The sequence below is a fragment of the Streptomyces polygonati genome (assembly GCF_042650325.1).
GTDB classification, from domain to species: domain Bacteria; phylum Actinomycetota; class Actinomycetes; order Streptomycetales; family Streptomycetaceae; genus Actinacidiphila; species Actinacidiphila polygonati.
The window spans coordinates 135462-160439 of sequence record NZ_JBHSBB010000027.1; the positions used below are offsets into that span (position 1 = coordinate 135462).

Consider the following 24978-nt stretch of genomic DNA (forward strand, 5'->3'; position numbering starts at 1 on the left):
CCGGGACCACCCCCATCCCCCCTCCCCGCAGGTCGCGACCCGCCCGGTCGCGCCCTCTTACGCACCGGGCGTCGGCCCTCTACTCTGTTCCGACGGATAGTTACTGGTGAGTTAAGAACGCCGCGCGTGCCCCGGAGGTTGTCGTGACCGACACACAGACGTTGCTCGAGAACCGGCCGCCCTCCGTGGCCACGCTCTTCCTGGAACGCGTCGCCGCGACACCGGACGCCGAGGCCTACCGCCATCCGGTGCCGTCGGAGTCCGGCGGCGGGCCGGACGCGTGGCAGTCGCTCAGCTGGGCGCAGGCGTCCACCCGGGTCTTCGCCATCGCGGCCGGCCTGATGGACCTCGGCGTCCGCCCCGAGGAGCGGGTGGCGATCGCCGCCAACACCAGTGTCGACTGGATCCTCGCCGACCTCGCCGTCCTGTGCGCGGGCGCCGCGACCACCACCGTCTACCCCAGCACCAACGCCGACGAGACCGCCTTCATCCTGGCCGACTCCGGCAGCCGGGTCCTGTTCGCCGAGGACGCGGGCCAGCTCGCCAAGGCCCGTGAGCAGCGCGCCCAACTGCCCGAACTCGCCCATGTCGTGGTCTTCGACCCGGCGGGTGCCACCGACGCCGAAGGCGACGGCTGGGTGCTGTCCCTCAGCGACCTGGAGAAGCGCGGCGCCGCCTATCTGGAGCAGCACCCGGACACGGTGACCGGCGCGATCGCCGCGGTCACCAAGGAGCAGCTGGCCACGCTGATCTACACCTCCGGCACCACCGGCCGCCCCAAGGGCGTACGCCTCTCGCACGACGCCTGGTCCTACATGGCCCGCGCGATCCAGGCGATCGGGCTGCTCGACGAGAACGACGTGCAGTACCTCTGGCTGCCGCTCGCCCATGTCTTCGGCAAGGTGCTCACCGCCGCGCACATCGCGGTCGGGCACATCACCGTCGTGGACGGCCGGGTCGACAAGATCGTGGAGAATCTGCCGGTGGTGCGGCCCACCTACATGGCCGCGGTGCCCCGCATCTTCGAGAAGGTCTACAACGGCGTGGCCGCCAGGGCCCGCGAGGGCGGCCCCACCAAGTACAAGATCTTCCTGTGGGCCGCCGGGGTGGCCCGCGAGTACGCCGAGGCGACGCAGAACAGCATGCGGCTGACCGGTGTGCCCACCGCGCCGCTGCGCCTGCGCACCCAGCACGCCATCGCCGACCGGCTCGTCTACGCCAAGCTGCGCGAGGCGTTCGGCGGCCGGCTGCGGGCCTGCGTCTCCGGCTCCGCCGCGCTCCCCACCCAGATCGGCTACTTCTTCGCCGGGGCCGGCATCCACATCCTGGAGGGCTACGGGCTCACCGAGTCCAGCGCGGCCAGCTTCGTCAACCCCGAGGCGTACCGAACGGGTACGGTCGGCAAGGCGTTCCCCGGCCTGGAAGTGCGCATCGCCGAGGACGGCGAGATCATGCTGCGCGGCCCGAGCATCATGCTCGGCTACCACGGGCTGCCGGAGAAGACGGCGGAAGTGCTGGAGCCCGACGGGTGGTTCCACACCGGTGATATCGGCGAGCTGTCCGCGGACGGCTTCCTGACGATCACCGACCGCAAGAAGGACCTGATCAAGACCTCGACCGGCAAGTACATCTCGCCGACCGCGATCGAGGGCCAGTTCAAGGCGGTCTGCCCGTACGTCAGCAATGTGCTGGTCATCGGCGGCGGCCGCAACTTCTGTACGGCGCTGCTGGCGCTGGACGAGCCGGCCATCCTCGGCTGGGCCGCCGAGAACGAACTGGGCGACCGGTCCTACGCGGACCTCGTCGCCGGCCCGGAGGTCCGCGCCCTGATGGACGACTACCTCCGGCGCGTCAACGAGGGCGCCCAACGCTGGCAGCAGATCAGGGAGTTCCGCATCCTCCCGCGCGACCTCGACATCGAGCACGGCGACCTCACCCCCAGCCTCAAGCTGAAGCGCCCGGCGGTGGAGCGGGAGTTCGCCCCGCTGATCGAGGAGATGTACATGGGCGCGGTGGAGGTGTAGCCCGTTCGGGCGGCCCTGCCCGCGAGCGCGGGCGGCCCCCCGGACACCCCCGGAAGCCCGTGGTCCGCCCTGAGGGGCGCGCGGAGGCGCGATGGTAGCCCTTCGCCGGGCCTCGCGCGGGAGGTTGGCGTAAAGCGTGCTCTCACGAGGGAAACGGAGTGACTGTGCGCACCCGAGGGGGCGCGGGGTGTCACGCTGTGCGGTGTGAGGCTGATTCCACCCCAGGGTCGCCCCGAGGGAAGCGCGCGGCGGGCCAGTGTGCCGGGCGATGAGCTGGCCGCCGGCGCGGCGCGGCGATTCCTCCGGGCGACGCTCGCCGATTGGGCGGGCCAGGGCCTGCCGGACGGCGCCGGCTTCGGCGACCGCGTACTCGATGACGCCACCCTGCTGATGAGCGAGCTGGTGACCAACGCCGTGGTGCACGCCGGCACCGCGGTGGACATCGTCTGCCGTCTGGACACCGAATCGGCGCCGCCACCGGGCCTGATCATCGAGGTCGCCGACCGCCACCCCGGCCGGGTGCTGCGCGGCAGCACCGAGCAGCCCTCGGACAGCCGGGAGGGCGGCCGGGGCCTGCACCTGGTCGCCGCGCTGTCCGACACCTGGGGCGTGACCTACCACCGCGACCGCAAGACCGTCTGGTGCCGCCTGGACCTCACCGCGACCGAGGGGTCCGAGCCGGTCACCGTCACCGCGGACCAGGACCAGCCGCTGCTGGCCCCGAGCGCGCCGCCCGAAGCGCCCCGGCGGCCGGACGCGGACTGGATCAGCCGCGGCAGCCTCACCTTCCTCGCCGAGGCCTCCGACCTGCTGGCCGGGCAGCTCGACGAGGACCACGTGGCCTCGCTGGCGACGCAGCTGGTCGTACCGCGGCTCGCCGACTGGTGCGCGGTCTGGCTCTATCCGGTCGGCGCCGCGCCCCGGCTGTCGCGGGTGTGGCACAGCGCCGAGCACCGGATCGACCCATTGCGGGCCGTACTGGAGAAGACGCCGCCCGTCCCCGCCGTCCGGGCCGGCGCCCAGCCGCTGCCCTGGCCCGCGGTGTCCGACACGCTCTTCGACCAGGGCGGCGCGCTGGCCCTGCCGCTGATCGCCACCGGCCGCTGCCACGGCACCCTGCTGCTCGGCCGCACCGGACCGCTCGGCCTGCCCGACGAGGCCACCGGCCTGATCGAGGACTTCGCCCGCCGCGTCGCCCTGGCGATGAGCACCGCCCGGCAGTATGCCCGCCAGGCCATGATCAGTACGGTGCTGCAGCGCGGTCTGCTGCCGCCCGCCACCGGCCGGATCCCCGGCGTCGAGCACGCCGTGGTCTACGAGCCGATGGCCGGTGACTGGGTCGGCGGCGACTTCTACGACCTCTTCCCGGCCGGCGACGGCCGCTGGTGCTTCGCGCTCGGCGACGTCTGCGGCAGCGGCCCCGAAGCGGCCTCGCTGACCGGCATCGCCCGCCCCGTGCTGCGACTGCTGGCCCGCGAGGGCTACGGCGTCTCCGACGTGCTCGACCGCCTCAACAAGGCGCTCGCCGACGAGGCCGCCACCGCGCTGATCGGCGAGACCGCCGCCTGGGAGGGCGGCCAGGCCCGCTTCCTGTCCCTGCTGTACGGCGAGATCCTCCCCTACGCGCCCGGACACGGTGCCCGCTGCACCCTCGCCTCGGCGGGCCACCCGCTCCCGCTGGTCCTCGGGCCGAACGGCGTGGTGCGCCCGGTCGCCACCCCGCAGATGCTGCTCGGCATCTCCGACGACGCCCGCTACCGCAGCGAGTCCTTCGACCTGGCCCCCGGTGACACCCTGCTCTGCGTCACCGACGGCGTGACCGAGCGCCGCCGCGGGCACCGGCAGTTCGATGACGACGACGGGCTGGCGGTGGCGCTGCGCGGTTGCGCGGGGCTGGGCGCGGCGGGTGTCGCCGCGCGGATCCGGCAGGCGGTGTACGACTACGACACGGCGCCCCCGGGCGACGATCTGGCGCTGCTGGTGCTCCAGGCGGAGTGAGCCGTCCCCGGCCGGGGACGGCCCCGGTCCGTCCGGCCGCTGTCGGACGTGCCGGATACTGGGAGGATGCCTTCCGTACTCCCCGACGGTGAACCCGTACCCGCCGACGGCGCCCTGCCCCCGCACGCGCTGGACGGGGCCGCCGGCCGGCCGCTCGGCTTCTACCTGCATGTGCCCTACTGCGCCAGCCGCTGCGGCTACTGCGACTTCAACACCTACACCGCGAGCGAACTGCGCGGCTCCGGTGGCGCGCTGGCCTCCCGGGACAACTACGCGGACGCGCTGATCGAGGAGATCCGGCTGGCCCGCAAGGTGCTGGGCGACGACCCGCGCCCGGTGGAGACGGTCTTCGTCGGCGGCGGTACGCCCACACTGCTGCCCGCCGCCGATCTCGTACGGGCGCTGGGCGCGATCCGCGAGGAGTTCGGGCTGGCGCACGGGGCCGAGGTCACCACGGAGGCGAACCCGGAGTCGGTGGACCCGGCCTACCTCGCGGCCCTGCGGGCCGGCGGCTTCAACCGGGTGTCCTTCGGCATGCAGAGCGCCCGGCAGCACGTCCTGCGCGTCCTGGACCGTACGCACACGCCGGGCCGGCCCGAGGCATGCGTCGCCGAGGCCCGCGCGGCCGGCTTCGACCATGTCAACCTCGACCTGATCTACGGCACCCCGGGGGAGACCGACGACGACTGGCGGGCCTCGCTGGACGCGGCGATCGGCGCCGGGCCCGACCATGTGTCCGCCTACGCGCTGATCGTCGAGGAAGGTACGCAGCTGGCCCGGCGCATCCGGCGCGGGGAGGTGCCGATGACCGACGACGACGTGCACGCGGACCGCTACCTCATCGCCGACGAGCGGCTCGCGGCGGCCGGCTTCTCCTGGTACGAGGTCTCCAACTGGGCCACGTCCCCCGAGGGGCGCTGCACCCACAACGAGCTGTACTGGACCGGGGCGGACTGGTGGGGCGCGGGCCCCGGCGCCCACAGCCACGTCGGCGGCGTCCGCTGGTGGAACGCCAAGCACCCGGGTGCCTACGCCCAGGCCCTGACGGAGGGCCGCAGCCCGGGCGCCGGGCGCGAGATCCTCACCGCCGAGGACCGCCGCGTCGAGCGCATCCTCCTCGAACTCCGCCTCTCGGCGGGCTGCCCCCTCGACCTCCTGGCCCCTGACGGCGCCCGCGCCGCCGCTCGCGCGGTAAGTGACGGTCTCCTGGAGCCCGCCCCTTACCGCGAGGGCCGAGCCGTCCTGACCCTGCGGGGCCGCCTCCTGGCCGACGCGGTGGTCCGCGACCTGGTCGACTGAGCCGGGGCCTTTTCCCCACCCACCCGCCCACCCCTCCGCCCCCGCCGCCGACTCCCGGCCCCTTACGAGCGGCACCCGGCCACCCCGGACCGCGGCCACGCGAGCCCCAGAACCGGCCACGGCGCCGCACACCGGCCTCGACACGGCCGACCCCGAGGCCCTTCCGCGCACAAGGCCCACCGGCCAGCCCCCAGAGGCGCGGAAGGAAATGCGGCAGCGGCCCACCTGCGGGGGCACGGTCGGCTTCGGCCTTCAGATTCTTCCGCGCGGATCGGGTCAGGCTCGTGGGCCTTGTGCGCGGAAGGGTTTCCGGGCGGGCCGTGTCGGGGTGGCTCGTTCGGCGCTGAGGTCGGCCCCGCCGACCGCCTGCGGGCGGTGCGCCGCCGGATGCGGCTCCGGATTCTTCCGCGCCCCCGGGGGGAGGCCGGTGGGCCTCGTGCCCGGAAGGGCTCCGGGGTCGGTCGGGTCGGTGTGCGGCGCCGTGGCCGGTTCTGGGTCCGGCCGCGGGGGCGCGGGATCGGCTTCGGCCTTCAGATTCTTCCGCGCGGATCGGGTCAGGCCGGTGGGCCTTGTGCGCGGAAGGGCACCCGGGTGGGCCGCCGCCCGCTGAAAGCCCCGCTAGGGAACCGTGACGAAATCGATCAGGCGTTCCACCGCGCCCAGGAGTTCCGGCTGGAGGTCGCGGTAGGTGGTGACGGTGGAGAGGATGTGCTGCCAGGCCTCGCCGGTGGTGAGGTCGGTCCAGCCGAGGGCTTGGCAGACGCCGGTCTTCCAGTCCTGGCCGCGGGGGACACGGGGCCAGGAGGGGATGCCGACGGAGGACGGCTTGACCGCCTCCCAGACGTCGATGTAGGGGTGGCCGACGACCAGCACATCCGGGCCGGTGACGGACGCGGCGATGCGGGACTCCTTGGAGCCCGGGACGAGGTGGTCCACCAGGACGCCGAGGCGGGCGTCGGGGGTGGAGGAGAAGGCGGCGACGATGGCGGGGAGGTCGTCCACGCCCTCCAGGTATTCGACGACGACGCCTTCGACCCGCAGGTCGTGGCCCCAGACGCGTTCCACCAGCTCGGCGTCGTGGCGGCCCTCCACGTAGATCCGGCCCGCCCGGGCCACCCGGGCCTTGGCGCCGCGGACCGCGATGGAGCCGGAGGCGGACAGCAGGGGGCCGCGCGGGGCGGGCGTCGCGGACGGGCGGACCAGGGTGACGGCCTTGCCGTCGACGAGGAAGGCGCCCGGGGTCATCGGGAAGACGCGCAGCTTGCCGAAGCGGTCCTCCAGGGTCACCGTGAGGCCCTCCGCGGTCTTCTCCACGCGCACCACCGCCCCGCAGAAGCCCGTACCCGCCTCCTCGACCACCAGGTCCCGGTCCGCGGCCACCTCGGGCGGCGGCGCCGTCTTCTTCCACGGTGGGGTCAGATCGCCGTCGTAACTCCTGCTGCGCATGGGGGAGATCGTAGCCACGCGGTCCGCCCGCCGGCCGCCGGGACGCGACCGCGGTCCGGCTCGGACCCGGCCCGGGTGCGAACGGGACCCGTCCCGCCCCCACCCTGTCCATTTCCCTGGCCTTCGCTCAGGGGAGACACTGAATGTGCCTTTTGTCCCCGCCCCGCCGGAAGGGAGGAACGCCCATGGGCCTGCGTTCCCGCCTCGCGGCCATGGAGGAGCCCACCGGGGTCAAGGGCGGCTGGGGACTGCTGGCCGGATCGGCCGTGGTGATCGTGGGCGTGCCGATCGCGGACGCCTTCCTGCCGCACGACATCCACCTCGCCCACGTCCTGGTCGTACCGGTCGCGCTCGTCTCCGCCTTCGGCGGCCCGCGCCGCGGATTCGTGGCCGCCCTCCTGTCGGTGGCGTCGATCCTCGTCGCGAGCGGCGAGCGGCATGTGCTGTCCACCGAGAACGTCATCGTGGAACTCGTGTCCCTGATCGTGCTCTCCGTCCTGCTGATCCTCTTCAGCCATCTGCGCGAGAAACGGGAGCGCGAACTGGAGCGACTGCGGCTGGCCTCGGACACCGCCCAGGGCGTCGTACTGCGCGCGCTGCCCCCGCGGGCCGGGCCGCTGTCCATCGCGTCCGAGTACATGGCCGCCGACCTCGGGACCCGGGTCGGCGGCGACATGTACGCGGTGGCCCGCACCGCCCACGCCACCCGGCTGCTGATCGGCGACGTACGCGGGCACGGCCTGTCCTCGATCGGGGACACCGAGAGCGTGCTGGGCGCTTTCCGGGCCGAGGCCCACCGCCAGGGACCGCTGCCGCAACTGGTCGCGTCGCTGGAGGAGGGATTCCGCTGGAGCCTGACCGAGCTGCCGGAGGGGCCGTCGCAGACCGACACCGGGGAGCGCTTCGTGACGGCGGCGATCATCGAGATCCCGGACGACGAACCCTGCGCGCACGTGATCAACTGCGGGCACCCCTCCCCGCTCCTGCTGCACCGGGGCGACGCCACCCTCCTGAACGTGCCGGAGCCCGCGCCACCCCTCGGGCTGGGCACGCTGGGCAGAATGGGCGAGAGCGCCTACGCCGTCAGTACCTTCCCCTTCGCGCCCGGCGACCGGCTGATCCTCTACACCGACGGCGTCACGGAGGCCCGGGATCCCAGCGGCGCCTTCTATCCGCTGCTGGCCCGCGCCGTCACCTGGGGCGGCGACCGGCCGGGACCGCTGCTCAAAGCGATGACCGGCGATCTGCTGGCCCACGTGGCGGGCCCGCTGGAGGACGACATGGCGGTGGTCGCCGTGCAGCGCGAGATCCGCGCGAGGGCGCGGTGACCGGCGGCGGAGAGCCGGCGCCCGGAGGTCAGCCGGCCGGCGGCCCGGGGTCCGGGTCCGGCTCCGGCTCCGCGAAGCGCTCGGCCAGGGCGTCCCGCTGGGCCCGCAGGAAGCGCGCGTCCACCACCGCGCCGTGGCCCGGTACGTAGCGGGCGGTCTCCCCGCCCAGGGCCAGCAGCGCGTCCACCGTGGCCGCCCAGGCGGCCGGCACCGCGTCCTCGCCGGCCTGCGGCTCCCCGGACTCCTCCACCAGGTCGCCGCAGAAGACCACCGCCGGGTCGCTGGCGGTGGCGCCCGGTACGACCACCACCAGGTCGTGACCGGTGTGGCCGCGGCCGGGATGCACCAGCCGTACCGGCCGCTCACCGAGGTCGAGGCCGAGTTCGCCGAGCACCGGCCGGTCCGGGTGGACCAGCGCCGAGGCCGCCCGGGCGGCCTCCAGCGGGTCGGTGCCGAGCTCCACCGCCGTCTCGCGCATCGCCTCCCGCTCGCGCCGCAGATAGCCGTCCAGCGACGCCTCGCCGTACACCGCGGCGCCGGGGAACGCCGCCGTGCCGAAGACATGGTCGAAGTGTCCGTGGGTGAGCACGACGTGGGTGACCTCGCGGCCGGTCAGCGCCGCCACCTGCCGCCGCAGCTCCTCGCCGGCCTCCAGCGTGGAGCCGGTGTCGACCAGCAGCACACCGTCCGCGCCGACGACGAGGCCGACCGTCACATCGAGGTACGGCAGCCGCCGGCGGGCCACCCCGGGAGCCAGATGCTCCCACACCGAACTCCCGGCGCCCGGCTCCCCCGCACTCTCCACAGATTCCACAGGGGCGACGCTATCCCCGTGACCGCGGGTACGCGCGCCCTGGTGGCGCCCTCTCCGCCCCCGTCACGCCGCGCCCGCCCCTGGGCGCCACCAGCGCCCCCGCAGCCCCTCGCGCGCCACCCCGGAGCGCGAGGGGACGGCTCGTCGGACCGCGCACGGCGGCCGGCGCCGGGGTCGCCCGCGAACGATCACGAGCCGGATCGGAAGCGGTCTTGCCGAGCCCTTGCCGCCGCGCCGTACACTTGCTGCGGGAAAGCTGGCACTCGAAATGGACGAGTGCCAGGCCAGACGGCTCGGGGCCCACGGTTGGGAGGTGCGCGATGCTGAGCGAACGCAGACTCGAAGTGCTGCGTGCCATCGTTCAGGACTATGTCGGCACCGAGGAGCCGGTCGGGTCCAAGGCGCTGACCGAGCGCCACCAGCTCGGCGTGTCGCCCGCCACCGTCCGCAACGACATGGCCGTCCTGGAGGACGAGGGCTACATCGCCCAGCCGCACACCAGCGCCGGCCGTATCCCCACCGACAAGGGCTACCGGCTCTTCGTCGACAAACTGGCCGGTGTCAAGCCGCTGTCCGGCGCCGAGCGCCGCGCGATCCAGAACTTCCTGGGCGGCGCGGTCGACCTCGACGACGTGGTGGCGCGGACGGTGCGGCTGCTGGCCCAGCTCACCCGGCAGGTCGCGGTCGTGCAGTATCCGTCGCTGGTCCGCTCCTCGGTCCGGCACGTGGAGCTGCTGTCACTCGCGCCCGCCCGCCTCATGCTGGTGCTGATCACCGACACCGGACGGGTCGAGCAGCGGCTGATCGACTGCGCCGCCCCGGTCGGCGAGACCGTACTGGCGGATCTGCGGGCCCGGCTCAACAGCCGGGTCGTCGGCCGCCGGTTCGCCGATGTGCCGCCGCTGGTCCAGGACCTGCCGGAAAGCTTCGACCCGGACGACCGCCCGGCGGTCTCCGGTGTGCTCGCCACCCTCCTGGAAACCCTGGTCGAGGACAAGGAGGAGCGCATCATGCTCGGCGGCGCGGCGAACCTGACCAGGTTCAATCATGACTTCCCGCTGACGATCCGTCCGGTCCTGGAAGCACTGGAGGAGCAGATGGTGCTCCTGAAACTGCTCGGCGAAACCGCGGACTCGACGATGACGGTCCGCATCGGGCATGAGAACTTTCACGAGGGCCTCAATTCCACCTCCGTGGTGGCGGTCGGCTACGGTTCGGGCGACGAGGCAGTCGCCAAACTCGGCGTGGTCGGACCGACCCGCATGGACTACCCCGGAACGATGGGAGCGGTACGCGCAGTGGCACGTTACGTCGGACAGATCCTGGCGGAGTCGTAAGTGGCCACCGACTACTACGCCGTTCTCGGCGTGCGCCGTGACGCAGGACCTGACGAGATCAAGAAGGCATTCCGCCGGCTCGCCCGCGAACTGCACCCGGACGTCAATCCGGACCCGAAGACGCAGGAGCGGTTCAAGGAGATCAACGCGGCCTACGAGGTGCTCTCCGATCCGCAGAAGAAACAGGTCTACGACCTCGGCGGTGATCCGCTGTCCGCCGCCGGCGGTGGCGCGGGCGGGGCCGGCTTCGGGGCCGGCTTCGGCAACTTCAGCGACATCATGGACGCCTTCTTCGGGCAGTCGCAGCAGCGCGGCCCGCGCTCGCGCACCCGGCGCGGCCAGGACGCGATGATCCGGCTGGAGATCGAGCTGGACGAGGCCGCGTTCGGCACCACCAAGGACATCCAGGTGGACACCGCGGTCACCTGCGGCACCTGCAACGGCGAGGGGGCCGCGCCGGGTACGTCGGCGCAGACCTGCGACATGTGCCGCGGTCGCGGCGAGGTGTCCCAGGTCACCCGGTCCTTCCTCGGCCAGGTGATGACCTCGCGGCCGTGCCCGCAGTGCCAGGGCTTCGGCACGGTCGTGCCCACCCCCTGCCCCGAGTGCGCCGGCGACGGCCGGGTCCGCTCCCGCCGCACCCTGACGGTGAAGATCCCGGCCGGCGTCGACAACGGCACCCGGATCCAGCTGGCCGGCGAGGGGGAGGTCGGCCCCGGCGGAGGCCCGGCCGGTGACCTCTACGTGGAGATCCGCGAGGTCCCGCACCCGGTCTTCCAGCGCCGCGGCGACGACCTGCACTGCACGGTCACCCTCCCGATGACGGCGGCCTCACTCGGCACCAAGTGCCCGTTGGAGACGCTCGACGGTATGGAGGAGATCGACATCAGGCCCGGCACCCAGTCCGGCCAGTCCATCCCGCTCCACCAGCGCGGCATCACCCACCTGCGCGGCGGCGGCCGCGGCGACCTCGTCGTCCATGTCGAGGTCATCACCCCGCACAAGCTCGACGCCGATCAGGAAGAGCTGATGCGCCGCCTCGCCAAGCTCCGCGGCGAGGAACGCCCCACCGGCCAGTTCGCCCCGGGCCAGCAGGGCCTCTTCTCCCGCCTCAAGGACGCGTTCAACGGGCGCTGACCCGCCCGCACATCCCCACCAGGGGCGGCCCAGGGCCGGGGGAGCGCCGGTAGCGGCGGCTGCCCCGGCCACCCCGGCGTCCGGTGCGGGCCCGGGGTGGGGGCGGGGCGGGGGCAGCGGGGTGGCACGATGAACGCATGGGCGCGCTCACCGATCTCTCCTCCTTCTCGGCTCACCCGATCGTGCAAGCCCCGATGGCCGGCGGCGCCTCGAATCCGCAGCTGGCCGCGGCGGTCGGGGCGGCCGGCGGGCTCGGGTTCCTGGCCGCCGGCTACAAGACGTCCGAGGCGATGTACCAGGAGATCCGTCAGCTGCGGGACCTGACCTCGCAGCCCTTCGGGGTGAATCTGTTCATGCCCCAGCCCGGCACCGTCGACCCGTCCGCCGTCGCGGTGTACGCGGAGCAGCTGGCCGGCGAGGCCGCCTGGTACGCCACCGCGCTGGGCGACCCCGACACCGGTGGCGACGACGCCTACGACGCCAAGGTCGCGGTGCTGCTGGAGGACCCGGTGCCACTGGTCAGCTTCACCTTCGGCTGCCCCGAGCGCTCGGTCTGCGAGGCGTTCGCCAAGGCCGGTACGTACACGGTCGTCACCGTCACCTCGCCCACCGAGGCGCTCGCCGCCCAGCGGGCGGGCGCCGACGCGCTCTGCGTCCAGGGCGTGGAGGCCGGCGGCCATCAGGGCACCCACCGCGACGACCCGCAGCTCGACGGCGCCGGGATCGGCCTGCTCTCGCTGATACCGCAGGTCCGCGAGGTCGTACGGCTGCCGATGATCGCCGCGGGCGGGCTGATGCGCGGCGGCCAGATCGCCGCGGTGCTCGCGGCCGGGGCCGACGCCGCGGCCCTGGGCACCGCCTTCCTCGTCTGTCCGGAGTCCGGCGCCAACATCCTGCACAAACGGGCCGTCACCGACCCGGTGTTCAGCCGCACCGAGCTGACCCGCGCCTTCTCCGGCCGCCCGGCCCGCGGCCTGCTCAACCGCTTCATGCGCGAGCACGGCCCGTACACGCCGCCCGGCTACCCGCAGATCCACCACCTCACCTCACCGCTGCGCCAGGCGGCGGTCGCGGCCGGCGACCCGCAGGGGATGGCTCTGTGGGCGGGCCAGGGCCACCGGCTGGCCCGCGAACTGTCCGCCGGGGCGCTCGTCGAAACCCTCGTCGCCGAACTCCGCGCCGCCCAGGAGACCCACGCATGACCGCCCCGGTCTTCCTCGTCGAACCCGCCCTGCTCGACGGCTCCTCCGCCCGCCTGACCCTGGACGGCCCGGAAGGGAGGCACGCGGTGTCGGTGCGGCGATTGCAGCCCGGTGAGGAGATCGTGCTCACCGACGGCGCCGGGCGGGGGGCGTACGGAGTGGTGGATGGCGTCGTCGGCAAGGACGTGCTGAACGTCGAGGTCCACGCGATCCGCGACGAGCCCGCGCCCTCCCCCCGGCTCACCGTCGTCCAGGCGCTGCCGAAGGGCGACCGGGGTGAACTCGCCGTCGAGACCATGACGGAGGTGGGCGTCGACGTCATCGTCCCCTGGGCCGCGGCCCGTTGCGTCACCCAGTGGCGGGGCGAGCGCGGCGCCAAGTCCCTGGCCAAATGGCGTTCCACGGCCAGGGAGGCGGCCAAGCAGTCCCGGCGGCTGCGCTTCCCCGAGGTGGCCGAGATGCTGACGACCCGTCAGCTCGCATCCCTGCTGGCGACCGCGGACTTCGCCGGGGTCCTGCACGAGGAGGGTTCCACCGCGCTGGCCACGGCCGAATTGCCGACAGCCGGATCGGTGGTGCTGGTGGTCGGCCCGGAGGGCGGGGTCTCCCCGGAGGAACTGACCGCCTTCGCGCAGGCGGGCGCCCCGCCGTACCGGCTGGGCCCCACCGTGCTGCGTACGTCCACGGCCGGCGTCGCCGCGGCGGCGCTGCTGCTGACCCGCACCGGGCGCTGGGCGTAGGGCGGCCGGTGCGGGTCGGGGCACGGGCGATCCCGGGTCGTTCGCGTCCGGTCCGGGTCGTTCGCGTCTGATCCGGCCCGGCCCGGCCCGGCCCGGCCCGGCCCGGCCCAGCCCGGTCCGGTGCGGATCGGGTCCGGTCACACCGGCACGGTGACATACGTCTTGCCCTGCTCGTTCTGCACCAGCACCGACGCCACCTGGTCCGGCCGGACCGCCGCCGAGCCGTCCAGGTCGGCGCCCTTGCCCGCGCCCGTCCCGTCGTCGCCGACCGTCCAGCCGCCGGCCGTCCGCCGGGAGCCGTCGCGCGCGACGACCACCAGGCGGCAGCGTTCACCCGCCGGGATGCCGCTGACCGCCGCGTTGACGCGGACCCAGGCGGCGGCAGGGGTGAGCCGTACGGTCATCCGCGCGTGGGTGGCCGGGTCGGTGGCCGAGGCCACCCGCACCCCCGGCACGGGTGTGGCGGTCGGGGCGGCGGCGGTGACCGTGGGGATGGTGACCGGGCCGGTCGCTTCCGTTCCCGAGCCGTCGTCCCCCATCAGATAGCCGCCGAGGAAGACCAGCGCTGCCGAGGCGGCCACCGCCGCGCCCACCGCCGATGACCAGCGCAGCCGGGTACTCGCCCGTTCGTCGCGGGACTGCCGCAGCGTGCGTTGGAGCAGCAACTCCCCGCCCTCCGGCGGCCCGTCCTCGAACGCCTCGGCCGGCAGTCCGCCCAGCAGGAGTTCCGCCCGGCGCAGTTCGGCCAGTTCGGCGCGGCACTGGTCGCAGCTCGCCGTGTGCTCGTCGATCTCCGCCGTCTCGCGCGGATCGAGCAACCCCAGGACATAGGCGCCGAGCAGTTCCTCATGGCGATGCGACTCACTCACGCGGCCACCTCCTGAAGGCTGGCGTTGCTGTCCGATCTCCTGGCGTACAGCGCGCGCAGCGACTTGAGCGCGTAGTGGGCCCTGGACTTGACCGTTCCCTCGGCGATGCCCAGCCGCCCGGCCGCCTCCGCGGCGGTGTGTCCCCGGTAGTAGATCTCCACCAGCACGTCGCGGTGCTCGGGGGAGAGCCGGTCGAGCGCCTCCGCGAGCACCATCGAGTCCACCACCGCGTCGGCGTGGTCCCGCTGGACCGAGCCGGCCGACGCCGCCGCCGTCTCCGACTCCGCGACCTCCTTGGGGCGGGCGGCCTTGGCCCGGTAGCGGTCCGTGACGATGTTGCGGGTCACGGTCAGCAGCCAACCACGGACCGACCCCTCGCCGTTCGCCATCACCTCCGGATGTCGCCATGCCCTGATCAATGTCTCCTGGACCACGTCCTCGGCGGCCTGCCGGTCCCCCGTCAGCCGGGTCGCGTAGGCCAGGAGCGCCTTGCCGTGTTCCTCGTACAGCGCGCGGATCAAGAACTCGTCACTCGTGCTCTGCCGAGTCCGGGATCCACGAGACCGCAGTATCGCCATCCATACACTCCGTCCACGTGCGACCGCGTCGAATGCGACACGGAATCGGGGACGGTTTGGTTCATCCCGTTTTATACCGGCCGGTCACTTACAGCGCCGCCCCGTGTTGAGGCAGCGCACCACCGAGGCCATCTGCCCGTCGGTCATCACGTCCACGAAACCCGCGTGGTCCGTGACCGGGCTGTGCTTCTGCTCGGGGAAGGCGTCCACCGCGATGGGCGTGCCCGGGGCCACGTCGTAGGACACCACCACCCGCAGCCGCGGCACCGGGAAGGTCCCCGGCGGGCAGCCGCCGTCGGCGTCCGGGAAGAGGACATGGGTGCGGTGGTTCTCGCTGTCGGTGCCCAGGCCGTTCCAGCAGCTCGGGAAGTCGAAGGTGCGAGTGAGCCGGTGGCCGCTCGGGCAGACCGGATACAGCATGGTGTGCCGGCCGGCGAACCCGGCGCAGCCCCACTGGGCACGCGCCTGGGCCAGCCCCGCCGTCGCCGCCACCGGGTCACCGGTGATCATCCGCAGAAACCTCGGCATGGCGACGACATCGCTGGCCGGATTGCCCTGGAACTCGATCGTCACCGACGCGGGCGGCAGGATGCGCCCGAGATTGCCGTCATGGCCGCCGCCCACCGCGTGCGGGTCGGTGCCCGGCTGGTCCTGGCGGCGCAGCACGGGCCAGAAGTACGTCGACCGGTCGCCGTTCCGGCAGGTGGTCGCCGCCGCGGCCAGCCCCGCGTCGGTCGAGAACGCGGTGGTGGACAGGTTCCCGACGTAATCGTGGGTGTGGTGCGCGCCGTTCGCCAGACCGGGGGAGACCACCAGGTTGTCGGCGTTGCGGTGGTTCTCCGCGTCGCGCCCGCAGTCCTCGTGGTACGTACCGGTGGAGGCGCCGGGCAGCGGGGCGGTGGCGGGGGCGGGCGCCACATCGCCGATGGGGGTGAAGTCGGTGGGAAACGGGCCGGTCGGCGGGGACGCGGCGTGGGCGGGCCGGGTGCTCGTGCCCGCGATCAGCAGTACGGCGACGGTCAGGGTCGCGACGGCGAAAGCGGTGAGCGAGAGGGCGGCCGGCCCGGCCCCGAGGCGTTTCATCACATGGTTGAGGGTTGCACACGGTATCGGCCCACCGGGACTCCGGTGGGCCGACGCGGGGTTGCGGGGGTTGCTCGGCCGGGTGCGGTGGGTCGGCCGGGTCGGGCCGGGTCAGCTGATTCAGCCGGGCCGGCCGGGTCAGCCGCCGAAGCGGACGGAGGCGATGGGCCGGGTGAAGCCGATCGCGGTCAGGTCGTTGACGTCGGCGGTCACCACGGCCGAAGTGCCGGTGCAGTCGGGGCCGGTCCAGATCTTGACCGGGCCGCCGGACAGCTGGAGCGACAGGGCGGTGAAGGGCTGGGTGAGGGTCTGGCAGCCGGGACCGGAGGCGCCCACCGATCCGTTGGGCTCGGTGAGGTTCTTGCCGCTGTCCAGGATGACGCTGCCGTTGCCGAGCGTCACGGAGCCGCCGGCGCCGGCGCTGGCAGTGGGGGCAGCGCTGGTCGTGGGCGCGGCGCCGGTCGTGGGCGCGGCGGGCGCCGTGCCGTTGTCGGTGCTCACCGGGGGCAGCACCTTCCGGCCCTTCGGGGAGACCGCGAACCACGTACCACCGACGCCTTCACCGTTGGTCTGGCCGGGAGCGGTGTCCTTGCTGAAGCGGTAGACCGGCCAGCCGCCGATCGTCACCTGACGGCTGCCGTCGTCGCGCCGCACGACACCGACCTCGGCGACCGGCACACCGTTGACGAAGATCCTCGACCCCGGGTGCACCAGCACGGGCGGCCAGGTCTTGGCGCAGTCGCCGTCGCAGTTGGACTTCGACGGGTCGGCGGTGTCCTTGTCGAAGCGGTAGAGGGTGAAGCCGGCGCCGTCGTGCACGATCGGATTCAGGCCGCCCGCCGAACCGGCCGTCAGCTGCACCCACTTCATCGCCGCCGCGTCGGTGCGGGGGCCCTGGTAGTTGTCGCCGGTGTTGGGCGGTGCGTTGTGCTGCTTCGCCGTCCCGGTGGCGTAGTCGAGCCCGGTCTTGGCGTCGGTGCCCTGCGGGGAGGGCATCGCCCTGCCGGCGTCGGGGGTCACGCCGAACCAGGTGCCGCCGACGCCCTCGCCGTTGGTCTGGCCGGGCGCGGTGTCCTTGGCGAACTTGTAGACCGGCCAGCCGCCGATCGTCACCTGGAGGTTGCCGTCGTCGCGCCGCACCACGCCGATCTTCGACTTGTCCACACCGTCCACGAAGATCTTCGCACCGGGCTGGACCAGCACGGGCGGCCAGGTGGTCGCGCAGTCGCCGTCGCAGTTGGACTTCGACGGGCTGGCGGTGTCCTTGTCGAAGCGGTAGAGGGTGAAACCGGCGCCGTTGACCACCACCGGGTTCAGCGCCCCGGCCGAACCGGCCGTCAGCTGCACCCATTTCATCGCCGCCGGGCTGCTGCTCGGCCCCGGGAAGAAGTCCCCGGTGTTCGCGGGGGCGTTGTTGGCCTTCGCCGTCCCACTGGTGAAGCTCACCGTACTGGCCGTGGTCGAGGGGGACTTGGCAGTGGCGGTCACACTCGCGGCGGGCGCGGCGGGCGTCTTGGCGGTGTCCGACCCGCAGGCCGTCAACATCATCGCCCCCGCTGCGACGAGGGCGGCGAATCCGGCCAGCTGCGTGCGGTTCATGAGTTCTTCCTCCGGTGTACGCGGTGCGGCGACCGTGGTGGCCAGCCGCTCGGCCAGGTACACGGCCACCCCTGCGGCACCGTTCAACGAAGGAGCCCGCCACCGCGAGCTGTTGCCCGGCCGGGAAGCCGCGGTGACGGTGTCACGAGGCTGTCACGGGGCGGTCGCGGGCGTAACGGGGCGGATCCGTGTCGTGCGGCCCGCGGTGGCCGAGGCCCGGTGCAAGCGTTTTCCTTCACTTCACCAGCTGTTGACACACCACCGGCTGAGGCGGAACATCCTGAGCGGGAGAGCGCTCTCCCGTCGGTTTTCCGGCGAGGTCACCGCTGCCCGCCGACGGGCTGACGCGATCCCTCCACCCCCCACGCAGGAGGACTTCATGGCACGTAGATTACGAAGGGGCCCAGGACTGCTCATCGCCCTGGCCTTGTTCGCCGTCGGCGGCGGAGCCGCGCTGACGGCGAACGCCTCGGCCGGCACGGCTGTCGCGGCCTCGTCCGCCGGACACCAGCAGGCGATGACGATGGCGATGTCCATGCCCGCGTCCACCCAGACCTCCGGGGACGACCCGGACGGGGACGGCTACATCATGGCGAACCCGCCGGTCACCGGCGTCACGCCCTCCACGTACGAGCCGCCGCACGCGTACTTCCACGAGTTCCAGGCGAGGTGCGCCCCCACGCACACCGCGCCGGACGACCCGATCGTCTACCCCGGGCAGCCGGGCAAGTCGCACGACCACACCTTCATGGGCAATGTGAGCACCAACGCCAACTCCGTCACCGCCTCCCTGGAAGCGGCGAGCGGGACTACGTGCCTGGCTCCCGGCGACAAGTCGGCCTACTGGATGCCGAGTCTGTTCAACGGCACCCAGAAGATCCTGCCGCTGGGCCCGCAGACGATCTACTACAAGTCGGCGATCAACGACTACACCAGTGTCCGCCCCTTCCCCAAGGGCCTGCGCTTCGTGGTCGGCAGCCCCACCCAGACCCAGGACGAGTTCAAGAACCTCAAGGGCACGGTGGAAGGGTGGGAGTGCGGCAACAGCTACAAGAACTACAACTTCCCGCCCACCTGTCCGAACACCCCTGACACCCAGCTCAACCTGCGCCTGCAGGCTCCGAGTTGCTGGGACGGCATCCACCTGGACACTCCGGACCACAAGAGCCACATGGCCTACCCGGTGGCCGGTGGCGCCAACGCGAACGTCTGCCCGGCCGACCACCCGGTGGCCCTGCCGATGATCGAGTTCAAGATGGCGTGGCCGGTCAACGGCAATATGTCGGCGGTCAGTCTGGCCAGCGGCGCCGGCTTCTCCTTCCACTACGACTTCTTCGCGGACTGGGACAACGCCACCCAGGCCGCCATGGTCACGCACTGCATCAACGGCGGGCTCCAGTGCGACGACCACGGCTACGACCAGTCGCAGCCCGGCAAGGGCGCGGTGCTCGACTCGAACTACCACCTGATCCACTGATCCTGTGCGGTGAGCGCTCTTCCGGAGGGTCGTGCCGGGCCCTCCGGGAGAGCGCTCTCCCCCCTCGGCGCCGGATCGGTCGGGGAACCGACCGGGGATCGGCCCGGGGATCGGCCGAGGAACGGCCGGGGCGGGGAAAGTCCGGAACCGGTCGCCCCCGCACCCGGGTACGGACCCGTCGCTCGCTCATAATGTGACGCATGGGAAAGGTGTATGAACGGATCGACGGCAGGCTTCGCGCCTTCATCGAGGCGCAGCACATCTTCTTCACCGCGACGGCGCCGCTGGACGGCGACGGCACCGTCAATCTCTCGCCCAAAGGCCTGGCCGGGTCGTTCGCGGTCATCGACGAGCTGACCGTGGCCTACCTCGACTTCGCCGGGAGCAACGCCGAGACGATCGCCCACCTGCGGGAGAACGGGCGGATCACCCTGATGTGGTGCGCCTTCGAGGGGCCGCCCAATATCGTGCGGGTGCACGGACGCGGGGAGCCGGTCTTCCGGGACGATCCGCGCTGGGCCGCACTGATCGAGCACTTCCCGGGGATCGACCCGACCCCGCACGGACTGCGGGCGATCATCGTGGTGACCGCCGACCTGGTCCGGGACAGCTGCGGCTACGCCGTCCCCTTCATGACCTACGACGAGGACCGCCCGGTGCACAAGTCGCGCTTCGCCCGGGAGACCGATGAGTCGCTCGACGCGTACTTCCGGAAGAAGGAGCACATCGCGAGCAGCATCGACGGACTGCCGGGACTTCCGCTCCCGCTGCCGCCGCTGCCCGCGTCCTGACCGCGTTCTGACCGCCGGGGGCGGGGCCGTCACACCGCGCCGAGGTTCTTTCCGAGGACGACGGAACTGCGCCGGACCGTCATGCCCATCCGTTCGTAGAGCGACAGCGCGCCGGTCTCGGAGTGGGTCCACAAGGTGCAGGTCCGGTGCCCCCGCCGGTGGAAGGCGCGGAAGCTCTCGTCCAGCAGCAGGTGGGCGATGCCCCGGTTGCGGTGGTCGAGCCGGACCGCGAGCTGGTCGATGAGCCCCTCGCCGGCGCCCGGCACGTCCAGGGCCAGCAGGACGCCGACCATCCGGTCGCCGGCGAACGCCACCGGTGAGAGGGCCGGCGCGAAGGCCGGGCGCTCGACGGTGAGCCGCGCCCACTCGTCGAAGGACTTGCGCCGCGGCTGCCACTGGGCGAAGGCGTCCTCGACCAGTTCGTAGGCCGCGGCCTCGTCCCCGGACCGGAACGGCCGTACGGAGATGCCCGTCGGCACCTGGCGGGCCCCCGGCCCAGTGGGCAGTGCGATCTCCAGCAGCCAATTGGTGACGAACGGCTCGTACGCGTGCGACCGCAGCAGCGTGACCGCGCCCGTGTCGGTCTCCAGGGCCACCTGGGACAGCCGGGTGCTGCCCACCTGCCGGGCCCGCGCCTCGGTCCAGTCGAGAAGCGCGGTGCCGATGCCCCGGCCCCGGTGGCCGGGGTGGATGTCGACCTCGCCGCGGGTGCCGCCTTTCACCGACGCCCGGCCGACCAGCTCCTGGTCGGGGCCGTGGACAAGGAGCGTGTCGGCGGAGAGATCCAGGCCGGGCAGGCTGAGGAACGCGGTGACGGCGTCGAGCGGGGTCTCGGCCCGGCCGAGCAGTTCGCGCTCGCAGGCGGCGACCAGGCCATGGATGGCCGCGGCGTCGTCCGTGGTCGCCGGCCGGCTCGAACAGCGATGGGGCAGACGCGGCACGGGTCGTGGGAAGGGATCGCTCATGGGGGACACCCTGCGGCCTGCCGGCTCGCTCTGTCGACCCGCTCCTTCCGGCGCGGCTCGCCCTCCCGGGTCCCCCGGCCGCGGGGGGACGCGTGCGGCCGCGGTCGTCCACCGGGCGGGTCGAGGCGCGCTGCGCCGAACGGCCGCGCGGGACGAGCAGGATGTGCGTAAATCCGTGTGCGGGGCAGCGAAGTGCGACATCCCCACCCCGATGGGGAGTTGATCCTGGTTAGGGTGGCGGAGTGACTCATCCGACACCCCAGACGCAGCCGGAGCAGCAGCCCGCGGCAGAGAAATCCGCGGCCGAGAAGTCTTCGGCGCCCGCCGCCAAGAAGGCCCGGTCCGCGCAGAAGTCCGGGCCGAGGTCCGCCGCGAAGTCCGCGCCGAAGCCGGCGGCGAAATCCGCCGCGAAGTCCGCGCAGAAGTCCGCTGCGAAGTCGGCCGCCACGTCCGCGCCGGCCGCGCCGCGCCCGGTACAGCGGCCGGCCCAGGGCTCCTACCTCCGGAACCCGCACCCCTTCGGTGAGTTGATCGCCTTCACCGCCGAGGACGACGTGTGGGTCGCGCCGCTGGACGGCGGGCGCGCCTGGCGGGTCAGCGCGGACAACATGCCGGTCGGACGGCCCAGGATCTCGCCCGACGGCGAGCTGGTCGCCTGGGCCTCGGCGCGGGACGGCGCCCCCGAGGTGCATGTGGCGCCGCTCGACGGCGGGCCTTCGCGGCGGCTGACCTACTGGGGCAACGGCCGTACGTCGGTGCGGGGCTGGACCCCCGACGGGGAGCTGGTGGTGATCACCACCGACGGCCAGGCGACCTTGCGCCGCAGTTGGGCCCGGGTGGTGCCGCTGGACGGCGGCCCGGCCCGCACCCTGCCGTACGGGCCGCTGGGCGACCTGGCCTTCGGGCCCGGCGGCGCGGTGCTGCTCCAGTCGGCGACGATGGGCCGGGAGGCCGCGTACTGGAAGGGCTACCGGGGCGGCACCGCCGGGAAGTTGTGGCTGGACCCGGACGGTGGCGGCGAATTCCACCGGGTGCACACCGAGTTGGACGGCAACATCGAGTGCCCGATGTTCGTCGGCGACCGCATCGCCTTCCTCAGTGACCACGAGGGCCAGGGCGCGGTCTACTCCAGCCTGCCCGACGGCTCCGACCTGCGGCGGCACAGCCCGCTCGGCGGGTTCTACGCGCGCCACGCCGCCACCGACGGGACCCGGGTCGCCTACGCGGCGGCGGGCCGGCTCCAGCTGCTGCCCGGCCTCGACACGTCGGACGGCTCGGACGACCCGGACGACCCGGCGGCGGCCGAGGCGCGCGAGCTGCGCGTCCGCCTCGGCGGACAGCGCGCCGACCTCCAGCCCCACCCGGTGCGCGCCGCCCACCACTTGGGCGAGGCCCGGCCGGACCACACCGGCCGCGGCAGCGCCGTCGAGATCCGCGGCACCACCCACTGGATCACCCACCGCGGCGGCCCCGCCCGGGTCCTGGCCGCCACGCCGGGCGTACGGACCCGGCACCCCCGGGTGTTCGCGCCCGGCGGCGAGGGCGACCAGCAAGTGGTGTGGGTCACCGACGCCCAGGGTGACGACTCCCTCGAAGTCGCCCCGGCCACCGGCCTGCCGGCGGACGCCCGGCCGCGCCGCCTGGCCGCCGGACGGCTCGGCCGGGTGCACGAGATGGAGGTCTCACCGGACGGCCACCACATCGCGGTCGCCTCCCACGACGGCCGGGTGCTGCTGGTGGAGACGCAGACCGGCGAGGTGCGCGAAGTGACCGCCGGCGAGGCCGGCGACGCCACCGACCTGGCCTTCTCACCCGACTCGTGCTGGCTGGCCTGGTCGCACCCCGGGCCCGGCTCGCTGCGGCAGATCAAGCTCGCCTCGACCGCCGACCTCGCCGTGGTGGACGCGACACCGCTGCGCTTCAACGACTTCGCGCCCGCTTTCACCACCGACGGGCGGCACTTGGCGTTCCTGTCCGAGCGGGCCTTCGACCCGGTCTACGACTCCCACGTCTTCGACCTGTCCTTCCCCAACGCCTGCCGCCCGTACCTGATGACGCTGGCCGCCACCACGCCTTCCCCCTTCGGGCCGCAGCGGCACGGCCGGCCGTACGACGACGAGGGCGACGACGACGCGGGCAAGGAGGGGGGCGCCCCCGGCTCCGACTCGGGATCGGGCTCCGGCTCCGGCTCCGGGGGCGACGGGGACGCGGAGGGGGACAACGACGGCAAGGGCAAGGGCGACCGGCCGCGGGTCCCCGCGACCAAGGTGGACGCGGAGGGGCTGGCCGACCGGATCGTCCCCTTCCCGGTCGAGGCCGGCCGCTACTCCGGGCTGTCCGCCGCCAAGGGCGGTGTGCTGTGGCTGCGCCACCCGCTGGTCGGCGTGCTCGGCTCGGCGCTGGCCGGGCCCGAGGCGCATCCGCCGAACACCCCGCTGGAGCGGTACGACCTGGCGCAGCTGCGCATCGAGGAGATCGCCGACGACGCGGACGACTTCGCGGTCAGCGGCGACGGCGGCAAGGTGCTGATCACCAACGGCAGCCGGCTGCGGATCGCGCCCGCCGACAGCAAGGCCGATGACGACTCGGACAGTTCGGTGACCGTCGACCTGTCCCGTATCCGGGTCACCGTCCGCCCCGCCGACGAGTGGCGGCAGATGTACGACGAGACGCACCGCCTGATGCGGGACAACTTCTGGCGCGCGGACATGAACGGCCTGGACTGGGAGGCGGCCGGCGAGCGCTACCGGCCGCTGCTGGACGCGGTGGCCACCCACGACGACCTGGTGGACGTGCTGTGGGAGCTGCACGGTGAGCTGCGCACGTCGCACGCGTATGTGTCGCCGGCCGGGGCGTATCGCGATCCGCTGCAGCGGCAGGGACTGCTCGGGGCGGACATCTCCCGTACGGAGGAGGGCGGTTGGCGGATCGACCGGGTGCTGCCCGGCGAGTCCTCCGACCCGCACGCGCGCTCGCCGCTGGCCGCGCCGGGGGTCGCGATCCGCGCGGGCGATCTGCTGCTCGCGGTGGACGGCCACCCGGTGGACCCGCTGGCCGGGCCCGGGCCGCTGCTGGTCGGCACGGCGGGCAAGCCGGTGGAGCTGACGGTCGCGCCGGCTGCGGGCGGCGCCGTGCGGCACGTGGTCGCCGTGCCGCTCGCCGACGAGGAGCCGCTGCGCTACCACGACTGGGTGGCCGGCCGCCGCGCCCACGTCCACGAGGCGTCCGCCGGCCGCCTCGGCTATCTGCACGTCCCGGACATGGTCAGCAGCGGCTGGGCCGAACTCCACCGCGACCTCCGGGTCGAAGTGGCCCGCGAGGGCCTGGTGGTGGACGTCCGGGAGAACCGTGGCGGCCACACCTCCCAACTCGTGGTCGAGAAGCTGGCCCGCCGCATCGTCGGCTGGGACATCCCCCGCGGCGCCCACCCCTTCAGCTATCCCCTGGACGCGCCGCGCGGCCCGGTGATCGTCATCGCCAACGAGTTCTCCGGCTCCGACGGCGACATCGTGAACGCGGCGATCAAGGCACTCGACATCGGCCCCGTCGTCGGCACCCGCACCTGGGGCGGCGTCATCGGCATCGACAGCCGCTACCACCTCGTCGACGGCACCGGCATCACCCAGCCGAAGTACGCCTTCTGGCTGGAGGGTTACGGCTGGACCGTCGAAAACCACGGCGTCGACCCCGACATCGAGGTCCTCCACACCCCTCAGGACTGGGCCGCCGCCCGCGACCCCCAACTCGACACCGCCATCACCCTGGCACTCACCGCCTTGGACACCCACCCGGCAAAAACCCCACCGCAACTGCCCGCCCCCCAACACTGACGCTGCGCCGGCTTCGGGGGGCGCCGCCACCGAGGTCCAGGGGGCCGCGGCCCCCTGGACCTCGCACTCCGCCTGCGGCGCCGCCGCTCCGCCGGGGTGGCGGTAAGCCCGCCGGCTGGGGGAGGGCCCGGGCCCTGAGTCCAGCGGCACTGGGTTCGCCTGGCGCCCGGTCGTGTCGGCGGCGTTGCCGCTCGGCCTGAGGGCCCGCCAGGCGGCGGCAACGTATCCCCGCTCGGGCCACGGGCTACGCCGGCCCGGCGGGCTTCGTACGCGTCCGGGGGCGGAACGGTTTGGCTGCGGGCCGGCGCGCGCAGCCCCGCCACGGTGGTGGCCTGCGCGTTGGCCGGCTGTGCGCGGCCGTGGTGCCGTCGGACCGGGGCGGGCCGGGTTGGGGGCGGGCGGCCCCCGCTGTTGACCGTGGCGCCGGGCGGTAGCCCGGTAGCATGCGGGGTTCTGAAGGC

Annotated in this window: 18 protein-coding genes; 11 read left to right on the top strand and 7 right to left on the bottom strand. The window is 73.4% G+C overall.

Annotated features, from left to right (window positions below; translation table 11 throughout):
• The first annotated feature begins 143 nt into the window (after nucleotides 1-143).
• From ACFO3J_RS29110 to hemW, 3 genes are all read left to right on the top strand, one after another.
• Nucleotides 144-2024 (top strand): AMP-dependent synthetase/ligase, encoded by a 1881-nt coding sequence (locus tag ACFO3J_RS29110; RefSeq protein ID WP_386435534.1) that lies wholly within the window; start codon nucleotides 144-146, stop codon nucleotides 2022-2024.
• Nucleotides 2025-2228: 204 nt separating this feature from the next.
• On the top strand, nucleotides 2229-4022 hold the full coding sequence (locus ACFO3J_RS29115) for a SpoIIE family protein phosphatase (protein ID WP_386435537.1): 1794 nt from the start codon (nucleotides 2229-2231) through the stop codon (nucleotides 4020-4022).
• A 66-nt stretch (nucleotides 4023-4088) separates the two neighbouring features.
• A complete protein-coding gene (hemW, locus tag ACFO3J_RS29120; RefSeq protein WP_386435539.1) occupies nucleotides 4089-5321 on the top strand; it encodes a radical SAM family heme chaperone HemW in 1233 nt (410 codons plus the stop codon).
• A gap of 618 nt (nucleotides 5322-5939) precedes the next feature.
• On the opposite strand, the gene ACFO3J_RS29125 is transcribed toward hemW, so the two are convergent.
• Entirely contained in the window at nucleotides 5940-6767 is an 828-nt protein-coding gene (locus tag ACFO3J_RS29125; RefSeq protein ID WP_386435542.1) for a DUF3097 domain-containing protein, read from the bottom strand.
• Nucleotides 6768-6952: 185 nt separating this feature from the next.
• Between ACFO3J_RS29125 and ACFO3J_RS29130 the strand changes: the two genes are divergently transcribed.
• The gene (locus ACFO3J_RS29130) at nucleotides 6953-8095 is read left to right on the top strand and encodes a PP2C family protein-serine/threonine phosphatase (RefSeq protein ID WP_386435545.1); all 1143 of its coding nucleotides are present in this window, start codon (nucleotides 6953-6955) and stop codon (nucleotides 8093-8095) included.
• Nucleotides 8096-8123: 28 nt separating this feature from the next.
• Here the strand turns inward: ACFO3J_RS29130 and ACFO3J_RS29135 are convergent, their stop codons facing one another.
• Nucleotides 8124-8909 (bottom strand): MBL fold metallo-hydrolase, encoded by a 786-nt coding sequence (locus tag ACFO3J_RS29135; RefSeq protein ID WP_386435548.1) that lies wholly within the window; start codon nucleotides 8907-8909, stop codon nucleotides 8124-8126.
• A gap of 320 nt (nucleotides 8910-9229) precedes the next feature.
• On the opposite strand from ACFO3J_RS29135, the gene hrcA reads away from it, so the two are divergent.
• The 4 genes from hrcA to ACFO3J_RS29155 all read left to right on the top strand — a co-directional run bounded on the left by hrcA (nucleotide 9230) and on the right by ACFO3J_RS29155 (nucleotide 13325).
• Entirely contained in the window at nucleotides 9230-10246 is a 1017-nt protein-coding gene (hrcA, locus tag ACFO3J_RS29140; protein WP_386435551.1) for a heat-inducible transcriptional repressor HrcA, read from the top strand.
• Entirely contained in the window at nucleotides 10247-11383 is a 1137-nt protein-coding gene (gene dnaJ / locus ACFO3J_RS29145; RefSeq protein WP_386435554.1) for a molecular chaperone DnaJ, read from the top strand.
• 137 nt (nucleotides 11384-11520) lie between these two features.
• Nucleotides 11521-12585: a nitronate monooxygenase gene (locus ACFO3J_RS29150; RefSeq protein ID WP_386435557.1), complete on the top strand. Its 1065-nt coding sequence runs from the start codon at nucleotides 11521-11523 to the stop codon at nucleotides 12583-12585.
• Complete coding sequence (locus ACFO3J_RS29155) at nucleotides 12582-13325, top strand: 16S rRNA (uracil(1498)-N(3))-methyltransferase (protein WP_386435560.1); 744 nt, start codon at nucleotides 12582-12584, stop codon at nucleotides 13323-13325. The genes ACFO3J_RS29150 and ACFO3J_RS29155 overlap by 4 nt, the downstream gene beginning before the upstream one ends.
• Before the next feature lie 137 nt (nucleotides 13326-13462).
• On the opposite strand, the gene ACFO3J_RS29160 is transcribed toward ACFO3J_RS29155, so the two are convergent.
• From ACFO3J_RS29160 to ACFO3J_RS29175, 4 genes are all read right to left on the bottom strand, one after another.
• A complete protein-coding gene (locus tag ACFO3J_RS29160) occupies nucleotides 13463-14194 on the bottom strand; it encodes an anti-sigma factor family protein (protein ID WP_386435563.1) in 732 nt (243 codons plus the stop codon).
• Nucleotides 14191-14772 (bottom strand): sigma-70 family RNA polymerase sigma factor, encoded by a 582-nt coding sequence (locus ACFO3J_RS29165; protein ID WP_386435566.1) that lies wholly within the window; start codon nucleotides 14770-14772, stop codon nucleotides 14191-14193. The genes ACFO3J_RS29160 and ACFO3J_RS29165 overlap by 4 nt, the downstream gene beginning before the upstream one ends.
• An 84-nt stretch (nucleotides 14773-14856) precedes the next feature.
• Entirely contained in the window at nucleotides 14857-15855 is a 999-nt protein-coding gene (locus ACFO3J_RS29170) for a DUF1996 domain-containing protein (RefSeq protein WP_386435806.1), read from the bottom strand.
• A gap of 138 nt (nucleotides 15856-15993) precedes the next feature.
• Complete coding sequence (locus tag ACFO3J_RS29175; protein WP_386435569.1) at nucleotides 15994-17523, bottom strand: hypothetical protein; 1530 nt, start codon at nucleotides 17521-17523, stop codon at nucleotides 15994-15996.
• A 310-nt stretch (nucleotides 17524-17833) separates the two neighbouring features.
• Here ACFO3J_RS29175 and ACFO3J_RS29180 point away from each other — a divergent pair, with 310 nt between their 5' ends.
• Nucleotides 17834-18931 carry a DUF1996 domain-containing protein gene (locus ACFO3J_RS29180; protein ID WP_386435572.1) on the top strand — a complete coding sequence of 366 codons (1098 nt, stop codon included), beginning with the start codon at nucleotides 17834-17836 and terminating at the stop codon, nucleotides 18929-18931.
• Nucleotides 18932-19131: 200 nt separating this feature from the next.
• Nucleotides 19132-19722, top strand: coding sequence for a pyridoxamine 5'-phosphate oxidase family protein (locus tag ACFO3J_RS29185; protein WP_386435575.1), 591 nt, complete (start codon nucleotides 19132-19134; stop codon nucleotides 19720-19722).
• Nucleotides 19723-19751: 29 nt separating this feature from the next.
• Here the strand turns inward: ACFO3J_RS29185 and ACFO3J_RS29190 are convergent, their stop codons facing one another.
• Nucleotides 19752-20687, bottom strand: a complete 936-nt coding sequence (locus ACFO3J_RS29190) for a GNAT family N-acetyltransferase (RefSeq protein WP_386435578.1) — start codon at nucleotides 20685-20687, stop codon at nucleotides 19752-19754.
• A gap of 527 nt (nucleotides 20688-21214) precedes the next feature.
• Here ACFO3J_RS29190 and ACFO3J_RS29195 point away from each other — a divergent pair.
• Nucleotides 21215-24517, top strand: coding sequence for a S41 family peptidase (locus tag ACFO3J_RS29195; protein ID WP_386435808.1), 3303 nt, complete (start codon nucleotides 21215-21217; stop codon nucleotides 24515-24517).
• Nucleotides 24518-24978 lie beyond the last annotated feature (461 nt).